Consider the following 12,986-nt stretch of genomic DNA (forward strand, 5'->3'; position numbering starts at 1 on the left):
CCAACTGTTACAGAAGCGCTAGTTTTAAAAAATCCAGTACCAATAACGATAAAAGAAGTCCTAGGAAAAATATAGGTGTGCTTAAAATAGATAAGGCTATGCTAATATGTCCTAAAGCTATAATAAAAGAACCTAAAAATAAAGCCTTTTTTTGCCCTAAATAATTATCAGTAATCCAGCCTCCAGGAAGTGCTGCTAAATACAAGCATCCTGCAAAAATGCCATAAATTGCCGAGGCGTATTCAGTGCTTATTCCAAGTCCACCTTTGCTTATGGTTGTTGCCATGAAAAGCACAAGTAAAGATCGTATGCCATAAAAAGCAAATCTTTCCCAAAGTTCTACCATTGATAGAGAGAATAAAGGCTTGGGATGACCTAGTAAATTTGTATCGAGTTTTTGTATTTCTTGTTTAGTCACTTCCCAATACCTTTCTTTTTTATGCTTAAAATATTTGAACTAATAGTAATAGAAAAATAATTAAATTACAATATTTTTAAATATTTTTTTTATAATAATATTTAAAAATATAATATTTTAATATTATTATAAATTAACAAATTTAAACATTAAATCAAGCTTTAATTTTAAACCCTGTGTATTGTATAGTTTTATTTTATCAATTTTTAAAGCTATAGGAAGATTTTCTAAATTTTGTATAAAATTGAGTAAGTCTTTAAAGTTGCCATTTAAACTTAGAGAAACATAATTATAGTGGATAAAATTTTTGTTTTCTTGGGAAAATTTTATTTCATTAATGGTTAAATTTTTGGATAAATTATTGATTTTTTTATTGAAAAAATCTTTATCATAAGAAAATAAATGCAATTTTTCTTTATAGTATTTTAATTTTTCTTCCTCTGTTTTTATCTGTTTTGTTAGCTTTGTCTCTATTTCTTTAAGATGTGAATTTTCTATTTTTGCTTCATTTAATGCAAGGTAATTATGTTCTACTAATGTTTTTTGAAAAATATCTTCCAAAAAGCGATCGTGAATTTTAAAAGCTAAAAACAAAGCACAAAGGCAGATAAAAGAAATAAAAAGAAATTTTTCCCTAGGATTTAAATTTTGCAAAAATACTTCTATTTTATTCATGTATGACTTCTAATATGATATTCAATGTTTCTTCATTTTTATCAAGGAATTTAAAAGTAGAATTTAGATTTTCTAATGCTCTTTTAAAGTGGTTTTCATCGATAAAAGAAAGAATGATTTTTGTTTGTTCAAATTCAAGATTTGTGATTTTAAGTTCATTGGAATTAAGCCATGATATGATTTGATTTAGAATGATTGCCTTATTTTTATCTAAATTGATTTCTTTTGTTATGGTGGATAAAATATGAAATTGTTGTTGTGTAGATGATATTTTATTGGAAAGAGTAAAGTTTAAATCTTGTATGTTTGTTAATAATTTTTGCTTATCTTGTTTTAGTTTAGAAATTTCTTCTTGTATGATAAAATTTTTATTTTGAATTTCCTTATTTTGTTTGTACTCTATAAAATCTTTAAATAATAAAGTCATCATGCTAAGACTAAAGCTAAAAATAAATATTAATATAATTTTAAAAGAAATAGATATTTTTATTTTATTATGCTTGATAAAATTACAATTTTGATCTAGATTTTTTATACTATATGAACTTAATTTCAATAAACTATTTTTATCAAGAATATCATTTAGATTTAAACATTTTATTTGAGATGAGAAGTAATGTTTGATTGTATCCAAATCCTGATAAAGTAGCAATTTGCTTTCATAGTGTTTTAAAAGTTCTATAAATCGATTTTGTTTAAAAAATAAATCCATATTGCTTGGGTTGAAATTTTCGATTTTTTTAAGATTGATAAATTTTCCCTCTTGGTAAAAATATAAATATAAAGTTTGATCATATAAATTTAAAACACAATAATCACTTTCCTCAATAAATCTTTCATCAAACAAAGCTTGAAAAATTAAAGGCTCAGGAAAGCAAAAACGACTTTTTTTCAATTTGTAAACAGGCGCTAAAAAACAATGATAAATTTCATTATGTTTAAAAAAAGCTATTTGATAGTCAAAGGGTTTGCTTAGCTTAAAATCTGCGGTTAAATTGTTAAAAAGTTCGTCTTCTTTGGATATTCCTGTTCTTTGAGCATAAAGCAAATCTGTAGATTTTATAAAATTTATTTTATTTAATGAATTAATTTTCATCATTTAAAAGTTTTTTTAAAAATTCTTCATCTTTTTGCCAGTTTTTTTTCACTGTTACGAAAAGCTTTAAAAGTACTTTTTTTTGTGCAAGTTTTGAAATTTTAAAGCGTGCATCTTTGCCTATTCTTTTTAAAGTTGCCCCTTCTTTTCCTATAAGCATACCCTTGTGAGAGTTTGTATCTGTGATGATATTGGCTTCTAGGATTAAAAGATTAGGTGTGTCTTTGGTGCGATTGATAAGCACTTCACTACTATAAGGAAGCTCATCGCTTAAATTTTCATAAATACTTTCAAGTATGAAATCTCTATAAAGTTCTTTTTCGCTACTCGCACTTAAAAATTCAGGATCATAAAAATACTCATGTTCATCAAGGTATTTTACTATCTCATCTAACAAGCCTTTTTTATAGCTTTTTTTCTTAGAAGAATAAGGAATGATAGCCTTAAAATGTTGGCTAAATTTTGCATATTCGCTAAGTTTTTTTAAAAGCGTAGCATTGTCGGTTAAATCTACTTTATTTAAAGCGATGATATGTGATGCTTGTGGGTTTAGACTAAGGAAATTTTCATAGTCTTTTGTACTATCAAAAACACTTGCCACAAATAAAATCACATCACAATCTCCCATGGATTTAATAGCACTTTGGACAAGCAGTTGATTAAGCGTAGCACCGCTTTCGTGAAGTCCTGGGGTATCGATGAAAATGATTTGATTTTTTTCATGCATCACTATGGCTTTGATTTTACGCCTTGTGGCGTTTTGTTTGTGAGAAACTAGGGCGATTTTTTCTTCTAATAAGGAATTGATTAAAGTACTTTTTCCTGCATTAGTACGCCCTATGATACTAACAAAGCCACTTTTCACAAAATATACCTTGCAAGATCTTTATTTTCTATGATATCTCCGAGTTTTTCTTCTACCATTTTTTTATCCACTACGAATTTTTTACCCGCATACTCATCAGCTTCAAAGCTTAGATCTTCAAGTAATTTTTCTATTACAGTATGTAAGCGTCTAGCACCTATATCTTGCATTTCTTCATTGGCTCTTGAAGCTATTTTTGCTATTTCTTTAATAGCTTCATCATTAAATTCAAGTTCTAAATTTTCAGTTTTTAAAAGCTGAGAGTATTGTTTTAAAAGTGAATTTTTAGGGCGTGTTAAAATTTCATAAAGAGCTTTATCATCAAGACTATCTAATTCCACTCTTAAAGGAAAGCGTCCCTGAAGTTCAGGGATAAGATCACTTGGTTTGCTAAGATGAAAAGCCCCTGCAGCGATAAAAAGAATATGATCGGTTTTTAAAGTACCTATTTTTGTTTGTACATTTGATCCCTCGACTATAGGAAGTAAGTCTCTTTGCACCCCTTCTTTACTTGGATCTTGGCGGTTTGAATTTCCGCTTGAAACAGCGATTTTATCGATTTCATCAATAAAAATAATACCTTCATTTTCCGCTCTTTTTAAGGCTTCGCTTTTGATGCTTTCTTGGTCTAGGATTTTTTCTCCTGCTTCATTTTTTAAAGCATTTTTAGCGTCTTTGATTTTCATTTCTTTTTTGACTTTTTTACTGCCAACGCCTATAACCTTAACTATATCTTGCATTGCACCCATTTCAGGAGGTAGGTTAGGATTGGTATCGAACATATTTTGTGAAATTTCTATCTCTATGGTGCTTTCATCAAGATCGCCATTTCTTAGTTTAGTTCTCATTTTTTCAAGACTGTTTTTATATTCTTCTTGTTTTTCATCGCTGATACCCTTTGGTAAAGGTGGCAAAAGTTTTTCTAAAATTTTATTTTCTATAAATTCATCGATTTTATCTTTGTTTTTTTCTCTTTGCTCATTTTTTACCAAATTTAAAGCTGCATTGGCAAGATCTCTTACCATGCTTTCTACATCACGACCTACAAAACCTACTTCAGTATATTTACTCGCCTCGATTTTGATGAAAGGAAAGCCCATCATTTTAGCTAAACGCCTAGCGATTTCTGTTTTTCCTACACCTGTAGAACCTATCATCAAGATATTTTTTGGCACTATATCATCTTGCAACTCAGGGCTAAGTTGCATTCTGCGGTAGCGATTTCTTAAAGCTATAGCTATGATTTTTTTAGCTTTTTTTTGTCCTATAACATAATCATCTAAAAATTTAACGATTTCTTTTGGAGTTAGATTCATTTCTCATCCTCGATTACATAAGTTTTGATATTGGTATTGGTATAAATGCAAATTTCACCTGCGATTTGAAGGCTTGATTTTACAAGTTCTTCTTCATCTAAATCGGTATGTTTTGCTAAGGCTCTAGCAGCTGAAAGTGCATAGTTTCCACCACTTCCTATAGCTGCGATTTGCCCATCTTCAGGTTCGACCACATCGCCTGTACCAGAAAGTAGAAAAATGTGATTTCTATCAAGTACGAGCATCATGGCTTCAAGTTTTCTTAGGTATTTGTCTTTTCTCCATTCTTTAGAAAAGTCAATCGCTGCTTTTAAAAGATCGCCTTTAGAACTTTGAAGGAGATTTTCAAACATATCAAAAAGATTAAAAGCATCAGCTGTTGATCCTGCAAAACCTGCTAAAACTTTGCCATTGTTGAGTTTTCTAATCTTTACAGCATTGCCTTTTAGCACCGTATTTCCAAAGCTTACTTGTCCATCTCCGCCAATTACGGATTTATTTTTACCTTTGTAAGCTAAAATCGTTGTTGCGTGAAACATTATTCTGCCTTTATATTTATGTTAAATTTAGCATGGATTGCGTGTCCAAGTTTTACGCTTACTTCGTGGATTCCTAAGCTTTTTAAGGTATCACATTCTAAACTTTTTTTATCGATTTCTATATGGCTTTGTTCTTTTAGGGCGTGAGCGATTTCATCTTTGGTTACGCCACCAAACAAACTTCCATTTGCACCTACGGGTTTTGAAATTTCAAGAGTGATTTTGCTAAGTTCTTCTTTGAGTTTTTCTAAATTTGCGATTTCAAAGCGTAAATTTTCAGCCTCTTTTTTCTTGTCGCTTTCATATTTTCTTAAAACTTCATTAGTAGCTGCTTTAGCAAAGCCTTTAGCGATTAAGAAATTTTGTCCGTAGCCGTCTTTTACTTCTTTTATTTCTCCTGCTTTTCCAAGTGCTTTTACATCTTTGATTAATAATACTTTCATTTTATTCCTTTATTAAAATTTTCTTCCATTTTTTCCTGCGATGATAAAACGCAAAGCATTAAGCTTGATAAAGCCTGCTGCGTCTTTTTGATTATACACTTCATCTTCTTCAAAAGTACAATAAGCTGCGTTAAACAAGCTATCGTTCGAACTTTCGCGTCCTATAACTATCACATTGCCTTTATAAAGCTCGAGTTTTACTCTGCCATTGGCGTGAATTTGAGACTCATCGATTAAGGCTTGAAGCATCATTCTTTCAGGCGAGAACCAATAGCCATTATAAATTAAACTCGCGTATTTTGGCATGAGTTCATCTTTTAAGTGTGCTGCTTCTCTATCAAGCGTGATGCTTTCAAGCGCTCTGTGTGCTTTTAAAAGTATGGTACCACCTGGTGTTTCGTAACAACCACGGCTTTTCATACCTACATAGCGATTTTCTACTATATCAAGGCGTCCTATACCGTGTTTGCAGCCTAGTTCGTTAAGTTTGGTTAAAAGTCCTGCAGGACTTAGTTTTTCTCCATTTATCGCTACTAAATCTCCTTTTTGGAAATCAAGTTCTATAATTTCACTTTCATTTGGAGCATCTTTTGGGCTTTTACTCCATCTCCACATATCTTCTTCAGGTGCGTGTGCAGGATCTTCTAAGACAAGTCCTTCGTAAGAAATATGAAGTAAATTTGCGTCCATAGAATAAGGAGATTTTCCTTTTTTCTTAGAAATATCAATACCGTGTTTTTGTGCATAAGCAAGGAGTTTTTCACGACTGTTTAAATCCCACTCACGCCATGGAGCGATGATTTTTAAATCGGGATTAAAAGCAAGATAACCAAGTTCAAAACGCACTTGATCATTTCCTTTACCTGTGGCACCATGACTTACTGCATCAGCACCTGTTTGCAGGGCGATTTGTGCTTGAGTTTTTGCTATAAGTGGTCTTGCTATACTTGTTCCTAAAAGATATTCTCCTTCATAAATCGCATTGGCTCTAAACATAGGAAATACATAATCTTTAACAAATTCATCTCTTAAATCTTTAATGAAAATATTTTCTTCTTTTATGCCTAAAGAAAGGGCTTTTTTTCTTGCAGGTTCGAGTTCTTCACCTTGACCAATATCTGCTGTAAAAGTTACAACTTCACAATTATACTCATCTTGAAGCCATTTTAAAATAATGCTCGTATCAAGCCCCCCAGAATACGCTAAAACTACTTTTTTTACTTCATTTTTCATAAGATATCCTTTGTTAAAATAGATTTGAAAATTGTAAAATTGTATCCAAATTTCATTAAAGAAAAGTTTTTACTTGCTATTTTCTTAAAAAAATAAAGCAAAGGCGTAAGCAAATTTTGTTCCAAAAATTGATTTTTTTTGCTAAAATTGCTTTTATGAGAGTAGATAAATTTTTAAATGTAGTTAATATCACGAAAAGAAGAGCTATTTCTGAAGATATGTGTAAAAGTGGTGTAGTGGGGATTAATGGCGTTATTGTTAAGGCGAGTAAAGAGGTTAAGGTAGGTGATATTATCACTTTACATTTTACTGAATACACTCAAAAATATAAAGTGCTAGCTCTACCTAGTACGAAAAGCATTCCTAAAAACGCACAAAATGAATATGTGGTAAAATTATGAAAGAATTTATTTTAGCAAAAAATGAGATCAAAACGATGCTTCAAATAATGCCTAAAGAAGGTGTTGTTTTGCTTCAAGGAGATTTGGCTAGCGGAAAAACAAGCTTAGTGCAAGCTTGGGTTAAATTTCTTGGTCTTGATGCAAGGGTGGATTCTCCAACTTTTTCCATTATGCAAAGATATGAAAATCATGATATTTGCATTTATCATTATGATATTTATCAAGAAGGTTTAGAAGGACTTTTAGCGAATGGTTTATTTGAAAATTTTTTTGAAAAAGGTTTGCATTTGGTTGAATGGGGCGGTGAAAATTTGAAAAAAACTTTAATGAAATTTGGAATTTCTACTATCCAGATTAAAATTAGCATTAAAGATGACAAAAGAAAGTATGAAATTTATGAGTAAATTAGAAATTGTAAATTTGGAAAAAATTATTAAAAAAACTAAGATTATACATGGAATTTCTTTGGAGGTTAATAGCGGAGAAGTTGTAGGACTTTTAGGGCCAAATGGTGCAGGAAAAACAACAACTTTTTATATGATATGTGGACTTATTTCTCCAAGTAGTGGAAAAGTTCTTTTAGATGGTTTAGATGTGACAAAAGATCCTTTAAATAAAAGAGCTCGATCAGGGATAGGTTATTTACCTCAAGAAAGTAGTATTTTTAAGGATTTAAGTGTAGAAGATAACCTGCTTTTAGCGGCTCAGATTTTTTATAAAGATAAAAAAATTTTACATGATAAAGTTGAGCAAATGCTTGAACTTTTAAGTATAGAACCTATTCGTTTAAGGAAAGGTTTAAGTTTAAGTGGAGGCGAAAGAAGGCGTTGTGAGATCGCTCGAAGTTTGATGTGTGAACCTAAGTTTTTGCTTCTTGATGAGCCTTTTGCAGGTGTTGATCCTATAGCAGTAGCTGAAATTCAAACTTTAATTAAAGAGCTTAAAAGATTAGGAATTGGGGTTTTAATTACCGATCATAATGTGCGTGAGACTTTGGCTATTTGTGATAGAGCTTATGTTATAAGATCAGGTTCTTTACTTGCTAGTGGGAATGCTGATGAAATTGCAACCAATAAAGACGTGAAAAAGTATTATTTAGGAGCGGAGTTTAAACTCCTTGATTGATGTTAAAGCAAAAAATCACCCAAGCGCCCAAGACTAAAATTTCTCAAACTTTACGCTCTTGGTTGCCTATTTTACAAGCAAATATAGAGGATTTAAAAGAAAATTTAGATAAATTTGCTGAGGATAATCCTTTCTTAAATGTTCAAGATTCGATACAAACTCATGATAAGGGTAAGAATTATTTTGATTCATTTTATAAACATAATGTAAATTCGGCTTTTGTGGATAGTAAAGGACTTGCCAAAAAAAGTGTTTATGAGCTTTTAAATGAACAGATTCTTCCTCCTTTGTTTCCTACAAGCAAATCTCAAGAACTTGCAAAAAAAATTATAGAATGCTTAAATGAGGAAGGATATTTTGAACACGATGAAGAATTTTTAAAAGAGTATTCTTTGGAAGAAATTGAGCGAGTAAGAGCAAGATTTAAATTTTTAGATCCTACAGGAGTGGGAGCTAAAGATTATAAAGAAGCATTTTTATTTGCTCTTGAAAATATGGAGTTAGATGAAGATATTGATGAGTTTTGTAGAATGTTGATTATGGATTTTGAAAATATACAAAACTATACCAAAGAGCCTTTATATAAAGAAGCATTAGCTGTACTTAAGCGCTTTAGCACTCCCCCTTTTTTGGAATATTTTGAAGATTCTCGTATAATTGTTCCTGATATTTTTGTTTATAAAGAAAATGGTGAAATTAAAGTAAAAATCAATGATGATTATTATCCTGAAATTTCAATCCAAACTGATGGTTTAGAGCATGATTTTTTAAGTCATTACATCAAAGAAGCAAAAAATTTAGTTGATGCTTTAGCGATGAGAAAAGCTACTCTTTATAAAATAGGGCTTATGATAGTAGAATATCAATATGATTTTTTCATGGGAAAAGAGATAAAACCTATGACTTTTAAGGATTTAGCACTTGATTTAGAACGCAATGCTTCGACTATATCAAGAGCTGTGGCAAATAAATATTTAAGTTGTGAAAGAGGACTTATTCCCTTGCGTGATTTTTTTGCTTTTGCTCTTGATGAAGAGGGAGAGACTTCAAATGTAGGTGTTAAAGAATTTGTGGCAAATTTAGTAAAGAATGAAGATCGAAATAAACCTTTAAGCGATAGTAAAATTTTAGAATTAATCAAAGAAGAATTTAAAGTCGATATAGGGCGAAGAACTATTACAAAATATCGCAAACATCTTAATATAGCAAGCTCTACAGATAGAAAAAAATTATATGAACTTGAAGGATAAAATTCTATCAATCTATCAAACCCATTACACTTTTGTTTTATATTTAAATTTAATTTAAATAATATAAAAAATTATTGTTTTATTTTTAGAAATATTATTCTTTAATTTAAAAATGTGATACAATAATAACTGTTTTTAAATATTAATTTTCAAAGGAGTTAAAATGGACTTTTTAACAAGCCTTAGTGAGGGAGGGCAATTTGCAATCCAAATCATTATCGTTTTAATTTGTCTTTTTTACGGTGCAAAAAAAGGCGGCATAGCGCTTGGTTTACTTGGTGGTATAGGTATTTTAATGCTTGTATTTGCTTTTCATATAAAGCCTGGAAAACCAGCCATAGATGTTATGCTTACGATTTTAGCGGTAGTGGTTGCGAGTGCAACTTTGCAAGCAAGTGGTGGTTTGGATGTTATGCTTCAAATAGCAGAAAGAATTTTAAGACGCAATCCTAAGTTTTTGACAATATTAGCACCTTTTGTAACCTGCTTTTTGACTATACTTTGTGGAACAGGACATGTGGTTTATACTATTATGCCTATTATTTATGATATAGCGATTAAAAACGGTATTCGTCCTGAGCGTCCAATGGCGGCAGCTTCTATATCATCACAAATGGGTATTATTGCATCTCCTGTATCTGTGGCTGTTGTGAGTTTGACTGCTTTGCTTTTAAATGCTAATCATAAATTAGCAGGTTTTGATGGCTATATCAATCTTCTTCAAATTACTATACCTAGTACGCTTTTTGGTGTTTTATGTGTGGGAATTTTTTCTTGGTTTAGAGGAAAAGATTTGGATAAAGATGAAGTATTTCAAGAAAAACTTAAAGATCCTGAATTTAAAAAATATGTTTATGGGGATTCTAAAACACTTTTAGGTGTTAAACTTCCAAAAAGCAATTGGGTTGCAATGTGGATTTTCTTAGGAGCTATTGCTTTAGTGGCTTTATTAGGTGTATTTGATTTCTTGCGTCCAAACTGGGGACAAGTTGTAAAAAATGGCATTCCTCAAGTAGACGCTTTAGGCAATCCTAAAATGGATGTTTTATCCATGGTTTCAGTTATTCAGATGTTTATGCTTTTAGCAGGTTCTTTGATTATCATCTTTACTAAAACAGATGCAAAGAAAATCGGCTCTAATGAAATTTTTAAATCAGGTATGATAGCTCTTGTTGCAGTTTTTGGAATTTCTTGGATGGCTGATACTATGTTTGCAGTTCACACTCCTATGATGAAAGCAGCGCTTGGAGATATAGTAAAAGAGCATCCTTGGACTTATGCTGTAATGCTTCTTTTAATTTCAAAATTTGTAAACTCTCAAGCAGCGGCTATTTCGGCTTTTGCTCCTTTGGCTTTAGGAATTGGTGTTGAACCTGGTGTAATTGTTGCCTTTGCGGCTGCTTGTTATGGATATTATATTTTACCAACTTATCCAAGCGATTTGGCTACTATACAATTTGATAGATCAGGTACTACTCACATTGGTAAATTTGTTATCAATCATAGTTTTATTTTACCAGGTCTTATAGGTGTAATCACTTCTTGTATAGCAGGATATTTTATCGCTATGGCAGCGGGTTATCTTTAAAAATTTTTAGTAGGATTTTTCCTGCTAAATTCTTCATTTGTCTTTTTATTTAATATAGATAAAAATTATAAATAAATCATAAAATTAGTATTAATCAAAATATAAGCTTAACAAGGATAGGATAAATCCTATTTTGAATCAATGAGAAAGGGCTATCCTATGGATGTTATCTTTGCTTTGCTTCTGCTTTTAGCTTTTGGTAGTTTATGGTTGTTTATCCGTTTTTGTGAAATTCAAACTAGGACAAGCGGATGATATTTTTACTAGTTTTAAGCTTAATACTTGCTCTTTATTTATTTTATGCTCTATTATATCCTGAAAAATTTTAAAGGAAAAATATTCTAGAAATTTTAATAACACTGATTATAGCTTTTATATTGGCTTTAATTTTTGGAAATTATCTTTATAAAATTGCAAGCTGTAAAAAAAACTATTTTTGATTTTATTTTTAATCCAATTGATAACTTAATTTATAAAATTTGTGCAATTGATAGAAAAAATATGACTTGGCAAAAATTATTCTTTGCATTTAATTGCTTTTAATGCCTTAGTGGCTATTTTTTCTTTCGTGATTTTTTATTTACAAGATAAACTTTTTTAAATCCTAATTCGATAAATTCTATGAAAGGGGATTTGAATTTAAATACTGTAATTAGTTTTATTACAAATACAAACCTTCAGCATTGTAGTGGAGAGAGTGCTTTAAGTTTGCTTTCGCAAAATACAGGCATTTTACTTGCTATGTTTGTTTCAAGTGCGAGTGGATATTCTGCTTGTATGGCTTTTTGTCGTGCTTTATGTAGTATGCAAATGGGAAATTTTTATGAAGATTTTACGCGTATTATTACGCGTTTGATGTTGCCTTTAAGTTTTATTTTGGCTGTAATTTTTATCTCTGAAGGCGTGGTGTAAAATTATCACGCAAATTTTAGCGTGCTTACTTTAGAAAATAAATTTCAAAGCATTGCCACAGGTCCTGTTGCAGCTCTTGAGTCTATAAAACATTTAGGGACAAATGGGGGGGGTGGTTTTTTTGGTGCTAATTCAAGCATGCCTTTTGAAAATCCTGCTTTACTTACAAATTTTTTGCAAATTTTATCCATGATGCTTATTCCTAGTGCCTGTGTTGTAGCTTTTGGATTGATGGTTTATCATAGAAAAGAAAGACAAGGTTTTGCTCTTATGGGAAAAGAAGGGGAGTTATTTTTGGTGCAATGGGGATTATTTTTATCATTTCTTTGCTTTTAATTTATTTTAGCGAAAAAATGTCAAATCCAAATTTGGATTCTTTGGGTTTAAATGCAAATTTGGGAAATTTGGAAGGTAAAGAAATAAGATTTGGCACAGATGGTTCGAGTTTATTTAGTGCTGTAACTACTGCTTTTACTACAGGAAGCGTCAATAATATGCACGATAGTTTAAATCCATTAAGTATCAGTGCTACTTTGCTAAATATGATGCTAAATGTAGCTTTCGGTGGCGAAGGAGTAGGGCTTATGAATATGATTATTTATGTGCTTTTAACCGTGTTTATTTGTGCATTAATGATAGGTAGAACTCCAGAATTCTTGGGTAAAAAAATAGAAAGCGCACAAATGAAGCTTATAGCTTTGGTAATTCTTATCCATCCTTTATTAATCCTTGTTTTAAGTGCATTAGCTCTTGTTTTTGCAAAAGATAGTATAAGCAATCCTAGCTTTCATGGCTTGGCTCAAATTTTGTATGAATTTAGTTCTTCGGCAGCAAATAATGGTTCAGGACTTGAAGGTTTAAAAGATGATAATTTATTTTGGAATTTAAGCACAGCTTTTGCTATGTTTTGTGGGCGTTATTTGGTTTTAATAGCTCAGCTTGCTATAGCTGGATCGCTTTTGGCTAAAAATACACAAGAAAATACTGCAAATTCTTTAAAAACGGATAATTTAACTTTTATGTTTGTGCTTGTTTGTATTATATATATTTTTGCTGCACTTACTTTTTTTCCAGTGCTTACTTTATCAAGCGTTGCAGAATATTTATCTTTATGGCATTAAGGAG

14 protein-coding genes and 2 pseudogenes are annotated in these 12,986 nt (G+C 30.8%); 8 read left to right on the plus strand and 8 right to left on the minus strand.

From position 1 onward, the window contains the following. Positions 1–7 precede the first annotated feature (7 nt). The 8 genes from FBF21_RS09145 to FBF21_RS03465 all read right to left on the minus strand — a co-directional run bounded on the left by FBF21_RS09145 (position 8) and on the right by FBF21_RS03465 (position 6,585). A complete protein-coding gene (locus FBF21_RS09145) occupies positions 8–418 on the minus strand; it encodes an amino acid transporter (RefSeq protein ID WP_032584675.1) in 411 nt (136 codons plus the stop codon). 126 nt (positions 419–544) lie between these two features. After that, positions 545–1,093 (minus strand): hypothetical protein, encoded by a 549-nt coding sequence (locus tag FBF21_RS03435; protein ID WP_002869806.1) that lies wholly within the window; start codon positions 1,091–1,093, stop codon positions 545–547. Then, complete coding sequence (locus FBF21_RS03440; protein WP_079263615.1) at positions 1,086–2,192, minus strand: hypothetical protein; 1,107 nt, start codon at positions 2,190–2,192, stop codon at positions 1,086–1,088. The genes FBF21_RS03435 and FBF21_RS03440 overlap by 8 nt, the downstream gene beginning before the upstream one ends. Further along, positions 2,179–3,054 carry a GTPase Era gene (era, locus tag FBF21_RS03445; RefSeq protein ID WP_002869808.1) on the minus strand — a complete coding sequence of 292 codons (876 nt, stop codon included), beginning with the start codon at positions 3,052–3,054 and terminating at the stop codon, positions 2,179–2,181. The genes FBF21_RS03440 and era overlap by 14 nt, the downstream gene beginning before the upstream one ends. Then, positions 3,051–4,370 (minus strand): ATP-dependent protease ATPase subunit HslU, encoded by a 1,320-nt coding sequence (hslU, locus tag FBF21_RS03450; protein WP_002869809.1) that lies wholly within the window; start codon positions 4,368–4,370, stop codon positions 3,051–3,053. The genes era and hslU overlap by 4 nt, the downstream gene beginning before the upstream one ends. Then, positions 4,367–4,909, minus strand: coding sequence for an ATP-dependent protease subunit HslV (gene hslV / locus FBF21_RS03455; RefSeq protein WP_002781630.1), 543 nt, complete (start codon positions 4,907–4,909; stop codon positions 4,367–4,369). The genes hslU and hslV overlap by 4 nt, the downstream gene beginning before the upstream one ends. Further along, on the minus strand, positions 4,909–5,352 hold the full coding sequence (gene rplI / locus FBF21_RS03460) for a 50S ribosomal protein L9 (RefSeq protein ID WP_002781628.1): 444 nt from the start codon (positions 5,350–5,352) through the stop codon (positions 4,909–4,911). Before rplI ends, hslV begins: the two co-directional genes overlap by 1 nt. Before the next feature lie 12 nt (positions 5,353–5,364). Next, a complete protein-coding gene (locus FBF21_RS03465; protein WP_002867646.1) occupies positions 5,365–6,585 on the minus strand; it encodes an argininosuccinate synthase in 1,221 nt (406 codons plus the stop codon). A gap of 155 nt (positions 6,586–6,740) precedes the next feature. Here FBF21_RS03465 and FBF21_RS03470 point away from each other — a divergent pair, with 155 nt between their 5' ends. The 8 genes and pseudogenes from FBF21_RS03470 (at position 6,741) to FBF21_RS09360 (ending at position 12,982) form a co-directional block, all read left to right on the plus strand. Then, positions 6,741–6,986 (plus strand): RNA-binding S4 domain-containing protein, encoded by a 246-nt coding sequence (locus FBF21_RS03470; protein WP_002864726.1) that lies wholly within the window; start codon positions 6,741–6,743, stop codon positions 6,984–6,986. Continuing rightward, entirely contained in the window at positions 6,983–7,390 is a 408-nt protein-coding gene (gene tsaE / locus FBF21_RS03475; RefSeq protein WP_002867644.1) for a tRNA (adenosine(37)-N6)-threonylcarbamoyltransferase complex ATPase subunit type 1 TsaE, read from the plus strand. The genes FBF21_RS03470 and tsaE overlap by 4 nt, the downstream gene beginning before the upstream one ends. Then, positions 7,383–8,111: an LPS export ABC transporter ATP-binding protein gene (lptB, locus tag FBF21_RS03480; protein ID WP_002855252.1), complete on the plus strand. Its 729-nt coding sequence runs from the start codon at positions 7,383–7,385 to the stop codon at positions 8,109–8,111. Before tsaE ends, lptB begins: the two co-directional genes overlap by 8 nt. After that, positions 8,111–9,361, plus strand: coding sequence for an RNA polymerase factor sigma-54 (locus FBF21_RS03485; RefSeq protein ID WP_002869812.1), 1,251 nt, complete (start codon positions 8,111–8,113; stop codon positions 9,359–9,361). Before lptB ends, FBF21_RS03485 begins: the two co-directional genes overlap by 1 nt. 163 nt (positions 9,362–9,524) lie before the next feature. After that, entirely contained in the window at positions 9,525–10,949 is a 1,425-nt protein-coding gene (locus FBF21_RS03490; RefSeq protein ID WP_002869813.1) for an anaerobic C4-dicarboxylate transporter, read from the plus strand. A 141-nt stretch (positions 10,950–11,090) separates the two neighbouring features. Next, positions 11,091–11,278: pseudogene (kdpF, locus tag FBF21_RS03495) on the plus strand (K(+)-transporting ATPase subunit F). Positions 11,279–11,582: 304 nt separating this feature from the next. Beyond that, positions 11,583–12,197: pseudogene (locus FBF21_RS09355) on the plus strand (potassium-transporting ATPase subunit KdpA). Further along, on the plus strand, positions 12,164–12,982 hold the full coding sequence (locus FBF21_RS09360) for a potassium-transporting ATPase subunit KdpA (RefSeq protein ID WP_032587381.1): 819 nt from the start codon (positions 12,164–12,166) through the stop codon (positions 12,980–12,982). The pseudogene FBF21_RS09355 and the gene FBF21_RS09360 overlap by 34 nt, the downstream one beginning before the upstream one ends. The last annotated feature ends 4 nt before the right edge of the window (positions 12,983–12,986 follow it).

It is taken from the genome of Campylobacter sp. CFSAN093238 (assembly GCF_012898015.1).
In the GTDB taxonomy this organism is placed as follows: domain Bacteria; phylum Campylobacterota; class Campylobacteria; order Campylobacterales; family Campylobacteraceae; genus Campylobacter_D; species Campylobacter_D jejuni.